Source organism: Ruegeria sp. YTSC199 (assembly GCF_059609725.1).
This window is the reverse complement of sequence record NZ_JBXWMF010000011.1, coordinates 1-19,875: the sequence shown is the minus strand read 5'-3', so window position 1 is coordinate 19,875 and position 19,875 is coordinate 1. Positions and strand designations below refer to the sequence as shown.

At 60.1% G+C, this 19,875-nt stretch carries 13 protein-coding genes; 2 read left to right on the top strand and 11 right to left on the bottom strand.

All coding sequences use genetic code 11. From position 1 onward, the window contains the following. Positions 1-6: 6 nt before the first annotated feature. The 11 genes from AC2FEE_RS12140 to AC2FEE_RS12090 all read right to left on the bottom strand — a co-directional run bounded on the left by AC2FEE_RS12140 (position 7) and on the right by AC2FEE_RS12090 (position 16,367). A complete protein-coding gene (locus AC2FEE_RS12140; RefSeq protein WP_496865523.1) occupies positions 7-3,276 on the bottom strand; it encodes an adenylate/guanylate cyclase domain-containing protein in 3,270 nt (1,089 codons plus the stop codon). Positions 3,277-3,393: 117 nt separating this feature from the next. Continuing rightward, positions 3,394-5,103, bottom strand: a complete 1,710-nt coding sequence (locus AC2FEE_RS12135; protein ID WP_496865521.1) for an ABC transporter ATP-binding protein — start codon at positions 5,101-5,103, stop codon at positions 3,394-3,396. Positions 5,104-5,107: 4 nt separating this feature from the next. Next, a complete protein-coding gene (locus AC2FEE_RS12130; protein ID WP_496865519.1) occupies positions 5,108-6,058 on the bottom strand; it encodes an ABC transporter permease in 951 nt (316 codons plus the stop codon). Beyond that, complete coding sequence (locus AC2FEE_RS12125) at positions 6,055-7,032, bottom strand: ABC transporter permease (protein WP_496865517.1); 978 nt, start codon at positions 7,030-7,032, stop codon at positions 6,055-6,057. The genes AC2FEE_RS12130 and AC2FEE_RS12125 overlap by 4 nt, the downstream gene beginning before the upstream one ends. Positions 7,033-7,115: 83 nt before the next feature. Next, positions 7,116-8,681: an ABC transporter substrate-binding protein gene (locus tag AC2FEE_RS12120; RefSeq protein ID WP_496865515.1), complete on the bottom strand. Its 1,566-nt coding sequence runs from the start codon at positions 8,679-8,681 to the stop codon at positions 7,116-7,118. A gap of 102 nt (positions 8,682-8,783) precedes the next feature. Next, positions 8,784-10,364 carry an ABC transporter substrate-binding protein gene (locus AC2FEE_RS12115; protein ID WP_496865514.1) on the bottom strand — a complete coding sequence of 527 codons (1,581 nt, stop codon included), beginning with the start codon at positions 10,362-10,364 and terminating at the stop codon, positions 8,784-8,786. A gap of 159 nt (positions 10,365-10,523) precedes the next feature. Further along, positions 10,524-11,807, bottom strand: coding sequence for an amidohydrolase family protein (locus tag AC2FEE_RS12110; protein ID WP_496865513.1), 1,284 nt, complete (start codon positions 11,805-11,807; stop codon positions 10,524-10,526). Between the two features lie 8 nt (positions 11,808-11,815). Then, the gene (locus AC2FEE_RS12105) at positions 11,816-12,757 is read right to left on the bottom strand and encodes an ABC transporter permease (protein WP_496865707.1); all 942 of its coding nucleotides are present in this window, start codon (positions 12,755-12,757) and stop codon (positions 11,816-11,818) included. Continuing rightward, the gene (locus tag AC2FEE_RS12100; RefSeq protein WP_496865706.1) at positions 12,757-13,827 is read right to left on the bottom strand and encodes an ABC transporter permease; all 1,071 of its coding nucleotides are present in this window, start codon (positions 13,825-13,827) and stop codon (positions 12,757-12,759) included. Before AC2FEE_RS12100 ends, AC2FEE_RS12105 begins: the two co-directional genes overlap by 1 nt. Continuing rightward, positions 13,827-15,338: an ABC transporter ATP-binding protein gene (locus AC2FEE_RS12095; protein ID WP_496865511.1), complete on the bottom strand. Its 1,512-nt coding sequence runs from the start codon at positions 15,336-15,338 to the stop codon at positions 13,827-13,829. The genes AC2FEE_RS12100 and AC2FEE_RS12095 overlap by 1 nt, the downstream gene beginning before the upstream one ends. Before the next feature lie 39 nt (positions 15,339-15,377). Next, positions 15,378-16,367: a BMP family protein gene (locus tag AC2FEE_RS12090; protein WP_496865509.1), complete on the bottom strand. Its 990-nt coding sequence runs from the start codon at positions 16,365-16,367 to the stop codon at positions 15,378-15,380. 502 nt (positions 16,368-16,869) lie between these two features. On the opposite strand from AC2FEE_RS12090, the gene AC2FEE_RS12085 reads away from it, so the two are divergent. Then, positions 16,870-17,556, top strand: coding sequence for a sugar transferase (locus AC2FEE_RS12085; RefSeq protein WP_496865507.1), 687 nt, complete (start codon positions 16,870-16,872; stop codon positions 17,554-17,556). Positions 17,557-17,652: 96 nt separating this feature from the next. Beyond that, positions 17,653-19,788 (top strand): polysaccharide biosynthesis tyrosine autokinase, encoded by a 2,136-nt coding sequence (locus AC2FEE_RS12080; RefSeq protein WP_496865505.1) that lies wholly within the window; start codon positions 17,653-17,655, stop codon positions 19,786-19,788. Positions 19,789-19,875: the final 87 nt, after the last annotated feature.

The window sequence follows — 19,875 nt, the reverse complement described above, 5'->3', positions numbered from 1 at the left end:
ACCCTCTCATGCGTGGTCAAGCCGCCCGACCAGGGACTGTGTGATGCCCATCTCCGTAAACCGTGCGCCAAGCGCCTCGAAATCTTCATGCGCACTCATGGGAATGCCCCAGCCGCCGCACGCGGCCAGAACCCGCGCGTGTTGAATCGAAAGATCGACCATCGGCAGGGGTTCGTCAGCGGTGAACTTACCCAGAGCCTCGATGTATTCCGTGGCCCTGTCCCATTCCTGCCGCGCCAGCATGACAGCGCTGGCATCAGGGTAGAAATGCAGATGGCTATGCCCAACACAGCCTTCAGCGATGATCTGAGCGCCCAGCTTCAGGTGCTGATCTTGTTTGTTAGGGTCTGTTTCTGCCATGGCGAGTGCCGACAGCGCCTTTGGCCCGACAAAGTTCCGACCGTGTTCCAAGGCGATTTCCACGGCGCGCGCTCCTGTCTCGCGCGCATCCTCCAACTGCCCCGCGTAAACCTGCGTTCGCGCCAGATGCTCCAACGCCTGCGCCTCAAGCCGTTTGGCCCCGACGCGGCTGGCGATTTCGGCGGACACCGAGAAAGTGTCCAGCGCCTGATCCAGTTCACCCAGAAAGGTGTGCGCCACGCCCAGACAGGTCTGCGCCACGCATTCCGGCACGAAGGCGAAGTATTTCTGGGAAACTTCGATCGCCTCCTGCGCATCCCGCTTACCCCGCGCCACATCACCGGTATAGCTGCGCGCTACGCTGAGGTTATGCAGGTTCGCCGCCAGATCCCGCACCAGCCCTTTCTCACGCGCCCGCTCGACCGCTTGGGTATAGAACCCGGCGGCCGTCTGCATCGTCGCGTTCATGAAATTGGCATCACCAAACCCGCTGAGCGCACCAACCTCCAACCGGACCGATTCCAGCTTTCTAGCCAGTGTTAGAGCCTTTTCATTGCTTTGCAGCGCATCCTCGACCCGACCCAGCGGGAAATAGACATTGCCGCGCACATAGTTGATCTGAGCGATGTCGCGCTCGGACCCGCACCGCTCCGCCGCCTCTTCAGCAGTATCAAGGCTGTGCAGGGCGTCCTTGTACAGGCTGGCCTGCCGCGCCGCCTGCGCCAGCCCGATATGGGCACGGCTGATCTGTTCATCGGTCTCGGCCAGATCGGCAGCTTCCTTGAATTCGCGCAGCGCGTCATCCGACAATCCCTGCAAGCGGTGGGTCTCTCCACGGGCGCAGAACAGGTCAAACCGCACCCCGGACGGCGCCGGCAGTTCCAGTGCCCGCTCGATCAGCGGGCTGGCATCGTCGAACTGAAAACTCTGGATCAAGTTCTCGGCCGCCTCCAGATATGCCTGCGCAGCGTTGGTTGCGCCAGCCCGATCCAGATGCTGCGCCCGCAGGGTGGCGTCACGGTCTTCGTACCACTTCGCGGCCTGACGATGCAGCCGTGCACGTTCGGATTTGACCAGCGTCGCATAAGATCCGTCGCGGATCAGCGCGTGGGCAAACATCAGATCGGCCTCTGCCTCACGGATCAGAGCCGAGCGGATCAGCGTCGAGGTGTCCAGATGCCCTTCGCCTAGGATGAAATTCAGAACCTCGGGCGAGAACCGCTGTCCCAGCACCGAGGCCGCCTGAATCGCCGCCCGGCTGGACCGGTCCAGCGCATCCAGCCGCGATTGCACGATCCCCTGAATGCTGCCCGGAACGGATTCGCGTTTCAGCACGTCGATATTGCGTAACAATTGCTCCAGAAACAGAGGATTACCCCCGGCGCGCTGCACACAGGCGTCCAGCAGTTCGGGGTCGATGCCGGTGAATTCCTCGACCAGTTGCCGGACCTGATCCTCGCCCATCGGCGCCAATTCCAGTTTCGAGATCAAAGCACCATCCGTGCTCATCTGCCATTCGCGGTTGATCGGGTCGCCTTCAACGCGACTGGTCATCAGCAGCACACATGGCAGGTCGCGCGTGGTGGCGGCGATATGGGCACAGGCCGTCAGGATTTCCGGTGCGGCCCAGTGGATATCCTCGATCTGGATCAGCATGGGCGATTCACGGCTGCGTGCGGCAATCAACTCGTCGATCACCTGCCGACGCCCGCGCAGGCGGGTTGCATTGTCCATCACCGCATAGACCTCGGCCAGCCCGGGATCTTGTTCCAGTTCCAGCAGCGCGTTCAGGTGGGTGGCATTCGAAGGCAAAACCCAGCCCTTGGCCACCGCATCCTGTGCCATCGCCGCGCAGGCGGCAGCGTCATCTGCGACCTCGAGCCCCAGAATACTGCGTGCAACGGATTGAATGGCCGAGTGCCCCTCGCGCGTGCCGAAATCCATCACAACGCCATTGTGGATTGAGTAATTTAGACCAGCAGCCAACTCAGCCACTTGTTCGGACAGGTGAGTCTTGCCAATCCCCGGCTCTCCCAGAACGATGTGGACCTCGCCCTTGCCATGTTGCTGGCAGCGGTCGAACGTGGCCGAGAACAGCGACATCTCGCGCTCGCGCCCGACAAAGCGGTGCCGGCGCGACCGGATGTTGCGCGCCAACCGGTCCAAACGCCAAAGTTCAACCGGCTCATTCAGACCCTTGATCTCCTTCTCACCCATGGACTCACCGACAAAAAGCGGCCCCAAAGCGCGCTGAATATCGTGCGACACAAAGGTTTCGCCTGGCACGGCCATGTCGGTAATGCGCGATGCGAGGTTCACGCCATCGCCGGTCACCGTATATTCGGTATGGGCCTGGCTGCCCGTGTTGCTGGCAATCACCTGCCCCGAGGCGATGCCGATATGGCACGAGACAGGCGGGTTCAGGCTGGGCAGAACCGCGTGGATTTCCAGCGCCGCCCGCGCTGCACGTTCGGTATCATTGGTGTGGGAAATCGGCGCGCCAAAAACGGCCATCACCGCGTCGCCGATATGCTTGTCAATTCGGCCGCCGAATTTCTCGACCACATGATCGACCTTGGCGAAAAACGCGTTCAGCAGCGCATGCATGTCCTCGGCGTCCAACTCGCTGGTCAGGCGGGTAAAGCCGGTGAGGTCGGCAAACATTACCGTGACCTGCCGTTTGGCCGGCTCGGGCGAAGTGTCGGGTTCATGGGGTTGAACGGCTTCAACCGTCTCAAGCTCCGCTATCGCGCGCAGCAGCCTGCGGCGGTCTCCGACAGCGGTCACTCCGATTTCGATCAGGTCTTCGCCCGTCAGGTCGGGCAGAATTGCGAAATCAATTTTGTTGTCCAAAAAGGCTTGCGCGTATTCGGAAAGTCCAAGCGCGCACAGCCAGTCCCCAAGGTCCTGCGACATGTCGCCCCTCTGAAGCCCCCTTACTTCAGAGACAGACCTAGCACAGCAGACCCGCTTGAGTCTGCAATGCTTGACGAAATTAATGTTTATGTACGCCCATATGCCCGAAATGGGGCCTCAGACCTTAGCGCTGAGCCCTTCGGTCGACAGATCGTCCAGTCTGGGCATCAGACGCAACAATTCACTGGCGTAGTCGGTCTGAGGATTGGCGAACAACGCGTTGGTCTCTTGCAGCTCGACCACTTTACCCTGCTTCATCACCGCAACCCGGTCGCACATCTGGCGCACCACCGGCAGATCGTGGCTGATGAACAGCAGGGTCAGGCCCAGATGCTCCTGCAGGTCCTTCAGGATATTGAGAATCTGCGCCTGGATCGAAACATCCAGCGCGCTGGTCGGCTCATCACAGATCAGAAAGCGCGGTTGTGTCGCCAACGCGCGGGCGATGGAAATCCGCTGACGCTGGCCGCCCGAGAATTCGTGCGGGTATTTCAGCCCGGCCTCATAGCCCAGCCCCACCTGATCCAGCAATTCGTCCACGCGGCGCTTGATATCGGCCCCATCCATCAGACGGTGATGGCGGATCGGCTCGGCCACAATGTCGTCCACCCGCATCCGGGGGTTCAGAGACGAATACGGGTCCTGAAAGATCATCTGGATGTTCTTGCGATAGGCATCCAGCGCAGCCTTGTTGGTCAGATCGCTGACCACCTGCCCCTCGAACGTGATAGTGCCGCCATCGACCGGGTACAGCCCGGCGATCATCCGGGCAACTGTGGACTTGCCCGAGCCGGACTCGCCCACGACCCCGAACACCTCACCCGCGCGAATGTCAAAGCTGACATCATCCACAGCGGTGAAATAGGTGCGGTCCCACGGCAGCAGGCCTTTGCGCTGCAGGAACTTCTTGGTCAGGTTGCGAATCTCGAACACCGGTTTGGAGGTATCGTTGTCCACTTTCGGCCAGTGGCGGGCCATATCCTCGATGGCAAAGCGGGTTTCGCGCCCGCCATAGCTGATCTGGGGGAAGCGGTGCAGTTTCAGCGTCGGGCGCGGCACAGCAGCGATCAGTGATTTGGTGTATTCGTGGCTGGGCTGACCCATGACCTGCGCGGTCGGGCCGGATTCGACCACCTTGCCCGCATACATCACCGTCACCTTGTCGGTGGTGTCCGCGATCACGCCCATATCATGGGTGATCAGGATGACGCCCACCTGACGTTCGCGCGCCAGTTCCTTGATCAGATCCAGAATCTGCGCCTGAACCGAAACATCCAGCGCCGTTGTCGGCTCATCCGCGATGATCACGTCCGGCTCGGTACACAGCGCCAGCGCAATAACCACCCGCTGGCGCATCCCGCCCGAGAACTGGTGCGGGTACTGATCCAGCCGCGTATCGGGATCGGGAATGCCGACGCGATCGATCAGATCACGGGCGCGCTTGTTCGCCTCGGCGTCAGAGCCGCCCAGATGGGCCTGAATGGTCTCAACCAGCTGCTCACGCACGGTGAAAAGCGGGTTCAGCGAGGTCAGCGGGTCCTGAAAAATCATCGAGATCTTCTTGCCGCGCAGCCCGCGCATCGCCTCGGCGTCCAGACCGCTGATCTGATCGCCGCTGAGTTTGATAGTACCGCTGGCGATACGGCCGGGGCGGTCCAGCAGGCCCATAATGGCGGCGCCGATGGTGGACTTACCCGCGCCGGATTCACCCACAAGCCCGTGGATTTCGCCCGGTTCAACGGACAGGTCCACATGGTCCACCGCAGTGAACAATTGGCGGCGCGTCGGGAATTCGACCGTCAGGTCATTGATCTTCAGAAGGCTCATGTAATCACCGCAGCTTTGGGTTCAGCGCATCGCGCAGCCAGTCGCCCAGCAGGTTTACAGACAGTGCCAGCGCCAGAAGGGTGCAGGCCGGGAAGAACAGGATCCACCACTCACCCGAGAACAGGAAGCCCTGTCCGATGCGGATCAGTGTACCCAGCGACGGCTGAGTCGGAGGCGCACCCACACCCAGGAAACTAAGCGTTGCCTCGGCGATAATCGCCAGCGCCAGCGAGATCGTGGCAATCACCAGAACCGGGCTGAGGACGTTCGGCAGGATGTGGCGGAACATGATCGGGATCGAACCGCGGCCAATCAGCCGGGCGGCTTGCACATATTCCTTGTTTTTCTCGACCAGCGCTGCACCCCGCACCACGCGTGCAAATTGTACCCAGTCGGACAGGGCAATCGCGACGATCAGCACGTAGATTGCCATCGCATTGCGGTACTCGGGCGGTGTCACCCCCTTGGCGATGCCAAAGATCAACATCGCCACCAGAATGGCCGGGAAGGTCAGCTGCACATCTGCAATCCGCATGATGATGGTCTCGACCCAACCGCCATAATAGGCCGCCATCAGCCCCAGGATCACGCCGATGATCATCGCCAGCACCACCGCCGAGGCCCCGACGAACAACGAGATACGCAGCCCGTAGAGAATGGTCGAGAACACATCCCGCCCCTGATCGTCGGTACCCAGCAGGAAGGTTTCCTGCGTGAAGGCGTTCGGTGTACCCGGTGGAGTAAACCCGTTCATCAGGTTCAGCGTTGCCGGATCGAACGGGTTATAGGGCGCGATCAGCGGCGCGAAGATGGCCGCGAGCACAAGAACCACCACCACGACCGAGGCGATGATGGCCACCGGAGAATGCCGGTACGACCACGCGAAATCGCTGTCCCAGAATTTGGCGAAACGCGACTTGGGCGCGGTTGACGGAGTTTCGATCGTATCGGTCATGTAGCCCTCGCGTCGACACGCAGGCGCGGGTCAATGGCATAGTAGAGAAGATCGACAATCAGGTTGATCGTCACGAACATGACCGAAATCAGCATCAGGTAAGCGGCCATGACAGGGATATCGACGAACTGGATTGCGTTGATGAACAGCAGGCCGACTCCGGGCCACTGGAACACCGTCTCGGTGATGATGGCGAAGGCGATGATCGAGCCCAACTGCAGGCCAGTGATGGTGATCACCGGTACCAGCGTGTTTTTCAGCGCGTGACGAAAGTTGATCACCCGGTCCGATAGCCCGCGCGCTCGGGCGAAACGGACATAGTCGGCACGCATCACTTCCAACATTTCCGACCGCACCAGCCGCATGATCAGCGTCATCTGATACAGGCCCAGCGTAATCGCCGGCAGGATCAGCGCCTTGAGCCCCGAGGCTGTCAGGAACCCGGTGGACCAGCTGCCGATCATCACCGTCTCGCCCCTGCCGAAACTGGGCAGGACGCCCAGTTCAATCGAAAAGACATAGATCAGCAATATCCCGATCAGGAAGGTCGGCAGCGACACCCCAAGAAGAGACACGGTCATGATGATATTCGCAGCCACCCCTTGTCGTCGGATCGCCGTAAAGACGCCCAGCCCGATACCCATCGTGATGGCGAGAAAACCCGAGACAAAGGCCAGTTCCAGCGTGGCAGGCGCGCGTTCGATCAGGATCGTCGAGACCGGACGCCCCTGACGGTACGAGACGCCAAAATCACCCTGCACCGCGCCTTTCAAAAACTTGAAGTATTGAACCGGAAAGGGTTGATCGAGACCCAGCTCGGTGCGCAGCCGATCTATGTCGGCCTGCGTGCGTTCCTGACCCAGCATGTTGTCGATCGGATCACCGACAAAACGGAACATGGAAAAGGCCACCAGACCCACGACCAGCAGCACGATCACGGATTGGAACATCCTTCGGACGATATATGCGAACATGCGTTTCCCTCGTTGATCGGTCTTCCTAGGCCGCCTCTGACCAAGTGGTCAAGGTATCGCTAACAGGCAGACGCGACGTTCCGTTAGTTCACCGTCACCCAACGCAGCAGAAAGAAATTGTCCGGTCGCTGCGTCAGATCAACATTACTGCGCGTACCCCAGACCAGAGGCTGCACATACAAAGGCACATAGACCTGTTCGTCCTGAATGATTTGCGCCACCTCGTCCAGCATGGCCTGCCGTTTGCCTTCGTTCAGTTCCGACTGGATCACCGGCAGCAGCTCGTCGACACGCGCGTTCGAAAAGCCCCCAAAGTTCCAACTGCCCAACTTCTTTTCCTCATTGGGGGTCGCCACAAGGAACCGCACCGGATGCTCAGCGTCAAAGGTACCGGGGCTCCAGCCCAGCAGGTACATGTCGTAGTTGTCCTCGCGCAGTTCGGGCCAGTAATTGCGAACCGGCATGGCGTCCAGTTCGGCGGCAAGCCCGATCTGGGCCAGCATGGAGACTACGGCCTGACAGACGGCCTCATCGTTCAGATAGCGGTCATTGGGGCATTTCAGACCGAAGGAAAAGCCATCAGCATAGCCCGCCTCGGCCAGCAGGGCCTTGGCGGCTTCGACGTCAACGGCGGGGCGGTCGGCGTTGGTTGCGGAATAGCCGTTCATGGCCGGACTGACCAGTTGCGAGGCCGCCTCTGCATTGCCCCGCATGATGGTGGCCAGAATGGCATCGACATTCACCGCCTGCGCCACCGCTTTACGCACACGAGGGTCTTGGAATGGGTTCGGTTTGCCTGCGTCGTCGGTGTATTTCAGTGTTTCGGCCTGATGATCAAATCCCAGCATGATCACCCGCGCCTCGATGCCCTGAATGACGTTCACCTCGGCATCGCCTTGCAGGCGCGCCACGTCCTGAATGGGCACCGGGTTGATCATATCCACATCGCCGGACAACAGCGCTGCAACAGCGGTGGCGGGGTTCTGAATCGGGTTGAATTCAGCGCTCGTGATGTTGTGTTCCACCTCATCCCACCAGCCGTCGAACGGTTCCAGCACCGTGCGCAGGCCCGGCTCTCGCGCGATAACCCTGAACGCGCCGGTGCCATTGGCGTTCAGCGTCGCATGGTTGCCAGTTTCCTTGTCGGGGACGACAGCATCATTGGCCTCGGTCCAACCCTGATCCATGATCATCCAGTTGGCGATAGAAGAAGGGAACAGAGGGTTCGGGGCGGTGGTCATGAAATCAACGGTGTAGTCGTCGACCACGATCACCTCACTGATCGGCGCAAACCAGCTGCGGGTGTCGGCGACCTCGCCCGAAGCGCGCTGATAGCTGAACAGAACGTCCTGCGCATCGAACGTGCTGCCATCGTGAAAAGTCACGCCTTCACGCAGTTTGAACCGCCATCCCTCACCATCGCCGATTGGCTCCCAACTGACGGCCAAGGCTGGTTCGACCTGCATGTCCTTGTCGCGGCGCACAAGCCCTTCGTAGACATTGTTGAGAAATCCCAGAACCGGGGCCGAATTAACCGCGTGCGGATCCATCGTCTGCGGATCGGTGGTTGAGGCCCACGTGAACTCGGCGGCGTGCACGCCGGTGGCGCCAAGCATGGCCAGACCGATGACGCTGTGTCTGAGAATCATGGCGAAATCTCCCTGTGTCTTCCGCAGAAGAGCGGTGTTGAAGGATAACGCAAATGGCAGGGCGAGAAGGTCACGCCCTGCCAAGTCACTGATCTGAATGCTTTAATTCAGAGTGAAATACTTGATCTTGGGCGAATCTTCCGGCTCAACCACGGTACCCACGTTGGACTTCATGCCCCAGTTCAGCACCTGGTGGTGGATCGGGATGTACAGCTGTTCATCCTGAACCACTTGCCAGATTTCCGCGATCTGCTTGTCACGCTCGGGCAGGTTGGTTTCCGAGGCCAGACCTTGAATCTTGGCGTCCAATTCCGGGTTGCTGTAGCGGGTGCCGTTCCACGAACCGTACTTCTCACCCTTGGTGTGGGCGAGGAAGTTGAAGATGTATTCCGAATCGTAAGTTGGAACACCCCAACCCAGCATGTAGAAATCGGTTTCCAGGTTGTTGATCAGCGGGAAATGCTGCGCCTTGGGCTTGGCGTCCAGGTTCACGGTAATTCCGATCTGCGCCAACATACCGACAGCCGCCTGACAGATCGCCTCATCATTGATGTAGCGGTCATTCGGGCAATCCAGCTGGATGGTGAACCCGTCCGGATAACCGGCCTCGGCCATCAGGGCCTTGGCACCCTCAATATCGGTGGTTGAGGAGCCGTCCATTCCCTCATCCCAACCATTGACGAAGGGCGGTGCAATCATGCCGGCCGGTGCTGACTGGCCGCGCATAACGACCTGTTTGATCGCATCGCGGTTGATCGCCTTGGACATGGCCTGACGGACACGGACATCCGACAGGGGGTTCTTGCCGTCGACATTGTCATTGGCCAGATCGGCATCACCCATGTTCAGACCAAAGAAGATTACCCGGTTCTGCGGCGCAGTGCGCACGTCCAGACCGTCGGCGCCAGCAACGCGCTCAAGGTCCTGTACGGGGACGTCCTGAATGAAATCGACCTCACCCGACAGCAGGGCCGCAACACGGGTCGCTGCGTTCTGGATCGGGGTATAGATGATCTCAGTTACGGCCAGCGGGAACTCATCTTTGCCCCAGTAGTTTTCGTTGAGGGCCAGAACGGTTTTCACGTCCGGTTCGCGGCTTACCAGCTTGTAGGGGCCGGTGCCATTGGCGTTCTTTGCCGCGAATGTATCTTCACCACCTTCATAGTCCTGCACCTTCACGGCGTTGTTCGCCTCGGCCCAGCCCTTGTCCATCATGAACATGTTGGTCAGGTTATTGGGCATGATCGGGTTGGGGCCATCGGTTTCAATCTCGACGGTGTATTTGTCCGGCGCGCGCACCTCTTTCACCGAGGCCAAAAGTTCCTTGTAATCGGAATCCGGCGTCATCGCCCGGTTCAACGAAAACACGACGTCTTCGCTGTCAAACTCGGCACCGTCATGGAAGGTCACGCCTTCGCGCAGCTTGAACACCCAGATATTCGGGTTTTCTTCGGACGGCGCCCATTCAGTGGCCAGCGACGGCACCAGCGCGCCGGAATGGTCGCGCATCACCAGCGTTTCCATAATCTGGTGCGCCAAAGCCGACGTCGGGCCTTCGTTCTGGGCATGCGGATCCAGCGTCAGTGAGTCGCCCGCCCGCGCCCAGCGCAGGGTTTCAGCCGACGCGCCAGCCGCCATCAACGCGGTCGCGCTGGCAGCAATCATCAGGTTTCTTAGGATCATTATAGTCTCCCCGGTTTTATTGTTTGTGTCGTCATTGCGACGGTCGGCCGCTTGTTGCGGCCACGGTGCAACTGATCATCCAGATCATTTTGATCGTTGCAACAATAGATTGAGTTTACCCGTGACGACCAAAGGGAAACCCGGGGCACCAGACAAGAATCAGACAAACGGCACCCGCGCCTCATCCAATGATTTTTGCCCTGTGGGCAGACTCAGGTCACAGGTGACCGGATTTGATCGTGCAATCACGCGCCCTTTGCGCACCACGGCCAAACGATGAGCACGCAACCGGATCGCCTCAATCCGGTCGGTTGCCTGCAGCAGCACGAAATTGGCGGCACAGCCCTTGGCAACGCCATATCCCTCCAACCCCATGATACGGGCCGAGTTTTCGGTGACCGCGTCGAAACACCACGCCATATCGGCGCGGCTGGACAATTGCCCCACATGCAACCCCATGAAAGCCACATCCAACATGTCGGCCTTGCCCAGTGAATACCACGGGTCCATCATACAATCCGAGCCAAAGCCCACGGTGACCCCGGCATCCCGCAACTCACGCACACGGGTCTGGCCGCGACGTTTGGGATAGCTGTCGTGCCGCCCCTGCAACATGATGTTGATCAGAGGGTTCGGGATCGCGTGTACCCCGGCCTCGACCATCAGTGGGATCAGCTTGGACACATAGTAGTTGTCCATTGAGTGCATTGAAGTCAGATGCGATCCCGCGACCCGCCCATTCAGACCCAAACGTTGGGTTTCATAGGCCAAAGTCTCGATGTGGCGGCTCAGCGGGTCATCGCTTTCGTCGCAATGCATATCGACCATCAGCCCCCTCTCTGCAGCGATTTCACACAGCAGACGCACGGATTCGGCCCCGTCGGCCATGGTGCGTTCGAAATGCGGGATACCGCCCACCACATCCACTCCCATATCCAGCGCGCGGATGGTGTTCTGCATCGCTGTCGGATCACGCAGCACGCCGTCCTGCGGGAAAGCGACCAGTTGCAGATCAAGGTAATCCTTCACCTGTTCCCGCACCTGCAACAGGGCCTGCACGCCCTTCAGCTCATCATCGCAGGTGTCCACGTGGCTGCGGATCGCGCCAATCCCTTTGGCTGCAGCCAGTTCGCAATAGCGCAGCGAGCGGGTGGCGATATCATCGACCGACTGGATCGGCTTAAGCTCCCCCCACAAGGCTATTCCTTCCAGCAGGGTGCCCGAAACGTTCATCCGCGGCGTACCCAGCGACAGGGTCGCATCCATATGGAAATGCGGATCAACAAAAGGTGGCGAGACCAGTTGCCCCTCGGCGTCGATCACTTCACCCGCTTCGGCGGTGATCCCGGGCTCGATGGCGGCGATCCTGCCATCCGCACAGGCGATATCCACCCCGGTCTGGCCATCGGGCAGTGTGGCATTCTTGACGATCAGATCAAACATGGAGGCTCCTATCGTTGGCCTTTGAACCAAGGGGTGAGCAATGCGCGCGGATAATCCGCCGACCGCGCCGCAACCACAAGCGCTATGATGGACAGGATATAGGGCGCCATCAGGAACACCTGACCGGGCACCAGCGCGCCCATTTCGGTCTGCAGACGCACCTGCAACGCGTCGAAGGCGCCAAACAACAACGCGCCCAGCAACGCCTTGCCGGGACGCCAGCTGGCAAAGATCACCAAAGCGATACAGACCCAGCCGCGCCCGTTGACCATGCCGAAGAAAAAGGCGTCAAAGGCACTCATGGTCAGGAAGGCTCCGCCCAACGCCATCAGGGCCGAGCCCGCAACGATGGCGCCGATCCGTAACCCATAGACCGACAGACCCTGCGCATCGACACTGTCCGGATTGTCTCCGACAGCTTTGATCGCCACGCCCAAGGCGGTGCGATTCATCACGTACCAGACCACTGCCACCATCAGCAGCGCCAACCATGTCAGGGCAGTTTGCTGGAACAAAACAGACCCTAAAAATGGCAGATCGGACAATACTGGCAGATCCAAGGGTTGAAACGGCTCGATCCGGGGCGGAGAAGACACGTTCGGCAGCGCCGTACGATAGGTGTAGTAACTGACCGAGGTGGCAAACAGCGTGATGCCCAGCCCCGAGACATGCTGGGAAAGCCCCAGTGGCACGGTCAGGATCGCGTGAAGCAGCCCAAAGAACGCCCCGGCCAGAGCGGCAACCAGTACCCCGCCCCACAGGCCCGCGCCCAGCCAAACCGCCATCCAGCCACACATGGCGCCGACGACGAAGATCCCCTCAATCCCGAGGTTCAGCACGCCCGCCCGTTCGCAGATCAGCGCGCCCAGTACTCCAAAGATCAGCGGCGTGGCGATACGCAGGGATGCGGCCCAAAAGCTCTCGGACAGCAGGATGTTGAGGATATCCATCATGCCGCCGTCCTCGTGGTGCTGGCCCGGACGATCCGGTAGCGGGCAAAGAACCCGCCGACCAGCACGCAGAGCAGCGAAACGGACACCACCAGATCGGCCAGGAACGAAGATACGCCCATGGCGCGGCTCATGCTGTCGGCGCCCACGAAGACGGACGCAATGAACAGCGCCGCGATCACCACACCCACAGGCGACAGGCCCGCCAGCATCGCCACGACAATGCCGGTGTACCCAAAGCCGGGTGACAGGTCGGCGGTCAGATAGCCTTTCAACCCCGCGACCTCGCTGACACCCGCCAGCCCGGCCAGCCCGCCCGACAGGATAGCCACACCAAACAGCGAGCGGTTCACGTTGATCCCGGCATGGCGCGCAGCGGCGGCGTTCTCACCCACCGCTCGCAACCGGAACCCCCAAACCGAGCGTGCCAGCATAAATTGCGCCAATCCAGCCAGTATCAGAGCCAGAATCAACCCGGAATGCACACGCATCCGATCCATCAAGGGTGGCAGCATTCCCTGATCCAGAACCGGAGCCGATTGTGGCCAGCCGAGGCTCATCGGGTCCTGCAGCGGGCCTTCCAGCATCATTTGTACAAAGATCAGGATGATGAAGTTCAACAGCAGCGTGGTCACCACCTCATCCGCGCCAAAGCGAGTTTTCAGATAGGTCGGCGCAACCATCCCCGCTGCTCCCGCCGCCGCGCCCAGCAGGACGATCAGGGGTAACAACAGGACGCCCGAAACGTCCAACACCCCCGAGCCGATGGCTACGGCAGCCATGGCACCCAGATAGAGCTGCCCCTCGGCCCCGATATTCCATAGCTTGGCGCGGAACGCCAAGGCAGCGGCAAGACCGGTGAAGATCAGCGGCGTGGCACGGGTGAGGACCTCGGAAAAGGCAAAAACAGAGCCAAACACGCCGCGAAACATCTCGGCGTAAGCTGCAATCGGGTTTGCCCCGGCAGCCAGAAGGGGAATGGCAGCAAAGCCCAGAGCAATGACAGCGGACAGGATCGGAACGCCCAGCGTAAAGGTCCGCGACTGGGTTTGCCGTGGTTCGATGCGGATCATGCCGGTTCTCCTGCCATCATCAACCCGATCTGTTCGCGATCACGGCTGGGGGCCTCGTGCAATTCACCATCGCGGATCACAACGATCCGGTCTGCAAGGCCCAGAATTTCGTCGAGGTCTTCGGAAATCAACACCACGCCCGCGCCCCGTTCGCGCGCCTCAAGCAGGCGACGGCCAACCTCTGCTGCCGCCCCCATGTCCAGACCGCGGGTCGGTTGGTTGGCCAGGATCAGGTTCGGCGCGCGATCGAACACGCGCGCCAGAATGAGTTTCTGGATATTGCCGCCTGACAGAAGCCGCGCAGGGGCCTCAACGCCCGGACCGCGTACGTCATACGCTTTGGTCAGACGTTCGGCGTTATCTGCAATGGCCTCGCGCCGCAGTAGGCCGCGCGACTGCACATCTGCATCTTCCAGCCGTTCGATAATCATGTTCTCAGCCACGCTCATGGCGCCGACGATGCCTTCGTGATGGCGATCTTCCGGAATGCGACCAACGCCCGCCCGCACCATCGCGGCAGGGCTGGGGGCGTCGATTTCGACCTCATTGACCTTTATTAGGCCCTGATTTGGGCGCGTCAGACCTGAAATCACATTGGCCAGCCCGCTCTGCCCGTTGCCCGATACCCCCGCGATCCCGAGGATTTCGTGCGCGTTCACTGTCAGATCAACGCCGCTGAGCGTATCGCGCTTGGATCGGCCCGCGACCGACACACCCGACAGGGTCAGTACCGGCGCGCCCGGCGCCATCGCAGCGCCTGCCAGTTCCGGTGTATCCGCCCCAACCATCATCCGGGCGATGGATTTCTCATCGGCTTCGGACGTCGCCATCTCACCCACTTTCCGGCCGTGGCGTAGAACGGCGATGCGGTCGGAAAAGGCCAGAACCTCGCGCAGCTTGTGGCTGATGAAGATGACCGACAGCCCCTCGGCTGTCATCATACGGATGTTTTCGAACAGCGTGTCGGCCTCTTGCGGGGTCAGAACGGCGGTGGGTTCGTCCAACACCAGAATCCGCGCTTGCCGATAGAGCGCCTTGAGGATTTCAACCCGCTGACGCTCCCCCACCGACAGCCGTCCGACCTGTGTATCCAAGGGCGCGGTCAGGCCGCTTTGGGCGATGATCTCTTCAACCCTGCGCCGCGCTGCGCGCCGGTTGCGGCGCAGGGCAAACAGGGGTTCAGCCCCCAGGGTGATGTTGTCCAGTGCCGAGATATTCTCAGCCAGCGTAAAATGCTGGTGCACCATGCCCACCCCCGCAGCCAGTGCCACCTGCGGATGGCCCAGCGGCAGCGGCTGCAACGCACCGGTCTTGTCCGCCACCTCTATCGAGCCTGAATCGGGCAGATAGTGCCCAAACAGCATATTCATCAGCGTGGTCTTGCCCGCGCCGTTTTCGCCCAGCAATGCCAGAACCTCGCCCCGGTTCAGGGTCAGGCTGACATCATCATTGGCGATTACCGGGCCGAAGTGTTTGCTCAACCCGTTGAGCTTTAAAACTGTGGTCATTGGGGAAGCGGGCCGGCGCGAGGACCGGCCCGAATACGATCAGTTGTCCGAGACCGGGCGGTCATCGTTGACGTTCACGCGGAACAGCCCGTCCAGGATCTCGGCCTGACGCGCGTTCACCGCTTCAATCACCTCAGGCGGAACCAGCGCCTCATCCAGAACCATCGAGCCGCCGCCGTAAGCCATAAAGCTGTACTGGCCGTAATCCGCAGCCTCAAACGAACCATTGGCGACATTGGCGATGGCCTTGTCGATAGTCGGCTCCATGTGCCACAGGGCCGAGGCCATAATCGTGCCGGGATAGTCGCCCGACGTGTCGATGACATTGCCCACGGCCTTCACGCCACGTTCAACTGCTGCATCCGACACGCCAAAGCGTTCCGCATACATGATGTCCGCCCCCGCATCCATCATCGCGATGGCGCTTTCCTTGGCCTTGGGCGGATCGTACCAGCTGTCGATAAAGGTCACGAGGAAGGTGACATCCGGGTTTACCTCGCGCGCGCCGTCCATGAACGCGTTCATCAGCCGGTTTACCTCGGGTATCGCATAGCCGCCGACCATGCCGATCACGTTCGATTCCGTCGCCGCCCCGGCCACCATGCCGGTTAGGTAGGAGGGTTCGTGAATCCAGTTGTCGAAGACCGAGAAGTTGGGCGCCACCGAGCCAAATGACGAGCCCATCAGAAAGGCCGTATCGGGGTAGTCCTTGGCCACCTTGCGCGCAGCGCGTTCCAGGCCGAACACCTCGCCCACGATCAGCTGTGCACCCTGTTCGGCATATTCGCGCATTACACGTTCATAATCGGTGTTCGCTACGTTTTCCGAGAACACGTACTCAATGTCGCCCCGCTCGGCTGCGGTATTCAGGGCCTTGTGGATACGGCTGATCCATTGCTGTTCCACAGGCAGCGTGTAAATCGCCGCCACCTTGACTGTTTCTGCCGCCGCCAGCCCGGCGGAAAAAAACGTTGATGCAGCCGCGACCGCGGCCAGCAGCACTCTGCGCGTTAATGTTCTTTTGGTCATATCTCTCTCCTGTGTGGCGAGATGGCAGCATTTTTTTACTGTTCAGTCAATTTTTTCGTCTACGCCCACGAGGACCCCGGGCAATCCACAGCTTCTTCGAGCGTTATTTAGGCAACCCGGCTTACCGGCGTCCGCATGGTCGAGTGATCGAGGCTAACCTTCATCTGATACGAAATCCGATACGCAGTCTGAACACCTGATATGTAAAGGCGCCCTGCTTTTTTTGACGCAGGAGTCCTGGGCCCGGCTACCTGTGGCCCTGCGGTTTGGATGACGGAATTGCGCAGCGTGTCTCAACTTTTGGTTGTCTTGAGATGGATGGTTGTTTTATGCCCGCTGACGAATGATGCAACTGCGCAACAATTGTGCAAGCACTTGGGCTTTTTGCCCCAAAACTCTTTTTACATCTTAAATACCTTACGTCGTGGGTTTATCCGGAGCGCCGTTTGATTGCTTCTTTGGTGCATTAGCAGCTGCTCCCATGTTGTCAGGATAAATTTAGATGTTGGATTTTGCTTCCTCAACGACTTCGGAAAACAGATCAGCGGAACAACCGGTCCCGCACCGGGCACCTGTGGGCCTGTATTCGGGTCTTGGAAAACGAGCCTTTGACATCGTGTTTGCCCTGCTGCTGTTGCCGGCTGTTGCGCCGATCATCGCGCTGCTGTGGTGCCTTGTGCGCCTGGACGGTGGCCCGGGCTTTTTCGGCCATACCCGAGTGGGTCAGAATGCCAAGCCGTTCAAATGCTGGAAGATTCGCAGCATGGTGGCGGATGCCGAAGCGCGGCTGCAGGCCTATCTGGACGCCAATCCCGAAGCTGCGGCAGAATGGGAACGCGACCATAAACTGACCGATGATCCGCGCATCAACCGGCTGGGTCGCATCCTGCGCAAGACCAGCCTGGACGAGCTGCCGCAGATCTGGAACGTGCTGACAGGCGAGATGAGTTTTGTCGGACCGCGCCCTGTTGTGGCCATCGAACTGGTCAAATACGGCCGTTCCGCTTCGGCCTATCTGGCGCAGAAACCGGGGATCACCGGGCTGTGGCAGGTCTCGGGGCGCAACGATATCAGCTATGGCGAGCGGGTCGCGCTGGATGTCGCCTACCTGACCCGGCGCAGCTTTCTTAACGATATCAGGATCATCTCCCAGACCGCCTCAGCCGTGCTTCGCAGAACCGGCAAGTAACAGGCGCACAGACCTTTATTCTTGCTTTGGGACCATGTAGAGAGCAGCGGCACACGCGTTTCGCGTGTGTCAGGCCTTTTGGATCGTATTCTTGATATGAAGCAAACTCCGATACACGACGCGCAATTCAAATCGAACCGATCCCCGGCAAGTGACACGCCGCAAAATGACATTATCGACCTGGCCGCTTTGGCGGGAACTGTGTGGCGTGGCAAGTGGATCATCACCCTGACCACCGCCCTGGCCATTCTGGTCGGAGCCTTCTACGCCTTTGTCGTCGCTGTCCCGTTATACAAGTCCACCGCCGTGGTCATGCTGGAAACCGATCAGGCCAGCGTGGTTGACCTGCAAAGCGTGGTGGGCGGCCTGGCCGGAGATACGGCCGAGGTAAATTCCGAGCTGGAAGTTCTTCGGTCCCGCGGCTTGATGGGTAAGGTTGTCGACAGGCTGGAACTGGTGTCGGACCCCGAGTTCAACACTGACCTTCTCCCGGCCTCTGCGTTCGACGGGGTCAAGCAGTTTCTCAGATCAGTGTTCGGGGCCGGGTCCAACCCCGAGCCTGTCTCTGACGAACTGGCTGAACGGCTGCTGCGCGACGATGTGATCTCGGCCTTGCTCGAAAAGGTTTCGGTGCGCAACGTAGCGCAAAGCCTGGTGTTCGAGGTGACGGCCGAAACCAAATCGGCGCGCAAGTCGGCCCTGATCGCGGACACGATTGTCGAACTTTACGTTCTGAACCAGATCGAAGTGAAATTCGACGCCACGGAACAGGCGACCGCCTGGCTGACCGACCGCGTGGCCGAGCTGCAGATTGATCTGGAAACCGCCGAGGCAAAGGTCAACGAATTCAATTCGACAACAGCGCTGGTCTCGCCCGAAGCGCTGCAATTGCAGGAAGTGCAGTTGAAGGACCTGCGCGAACGACGCGAGTCGGCCGAGGCGACCCGTATCTCGGCGCAGAACCGGTATGACTCATTGGGCGCCGCCGACACCCGCGCGTCCCAGGCTGCGGCCAGTCAGGACCCGCAACTGCAAAGACTGCTTGACCAGATCGACGGATCAGGCACCGGTGAGGCCGATTTTGACACCGCCTTCCAGCGCCTGGTTGCGCGGACTGCGCTTGAAGCCCGGCGGGCAACGCAGCAGGTTCAGGCCCTGACGCTTTCAGCCGAAGAGCTGGGCCAGAAGATCGCGCAGCAGAGTGCGGATCTGATTACCCTGCAGCAGCTGGCACGCGAGGCAGAGGCCGTTCGGCTGCTTTACGAGTATTTCCTGGCCCGTCTGAAAGAAACATCGGCGCAGGAAGGCATCCAGAAAGCCGACAGCCGGCAATTGTCGAACGCCGTAATACCGGGCAACCCTTCGGAACCGAAAAAGTCTCTGATCCTTGCGCTTTCGACCATTCTGGGCCTTTTGCTGGGCGTCGGCATCGTGTTGCTGGCCGAGGCGCGGCGTAGGGGCTACCGTTCGGCGCAAGAACTGGAGCGCAAAACCGGTTACAGCGTTCTGGGACAGATTCCCGTCTTTCCCGGCCGCGGGCGCCGCAAGGTTCTGGAGTATCTCGCCGAAAAACCCTCATCTGCCACGGCCGAGGCGGTACGCAACCTGCGCACCTCCCTGATGTTGTCCAATGTGGACCGCCCACCGCAGGTTGTGGTGATCACCTCTTCGCTTCCGGGTGAAGGAAAGACAACGAACGCGTTGGCGCTGGCGCAGAACTTTGTCGGCATCGGCAAAAAGGTATTGTTGGTCGAAGGCGATATTCGGCGCTTGACCATGACCGAGCAATTGCAGGGTGTGCCGAAAAACGGGATCGTCTCGGTTCTGGCCGGGGACGCAACCGTGCAGGAGGCCATTTTTCAAGACCCGCTGCTGGGTTGTGACATCCTGGCCGGCGAGAAGACCTCGGCCAACGCGGCAGACCTCTTCGCATCCGAGCGATTCCGGTTGTTCCTGGAGGATTTACGCCAGACATATGACATCATCCTGATCGACACACCGCCGACCTTGCTGGTATCTGACGCGCGCCTGATTGCGCGTAACGCAGATGCGGTGCTGTTGACGGTCAAATGGAACGACACATCCGAACAGGATCTCGCCGAAACCATGCGGCTGTTCCACACCGACAATCAGCGCGTGACCGGGCTTGTGCTGGGTCAAATCAATGCTCGCAGCGCACGGCATTACGGCTATTCCTACGGCAGCTACGCCAACAAGTACTACAACAACTAAACTTGCTGCCCCGATTTTATTGGAGGGGTTGGCGCGCCAGGCAAGCGCGCCGTTTTTGTGGGTTTTATGCGTATCAGTTTGTGCTGA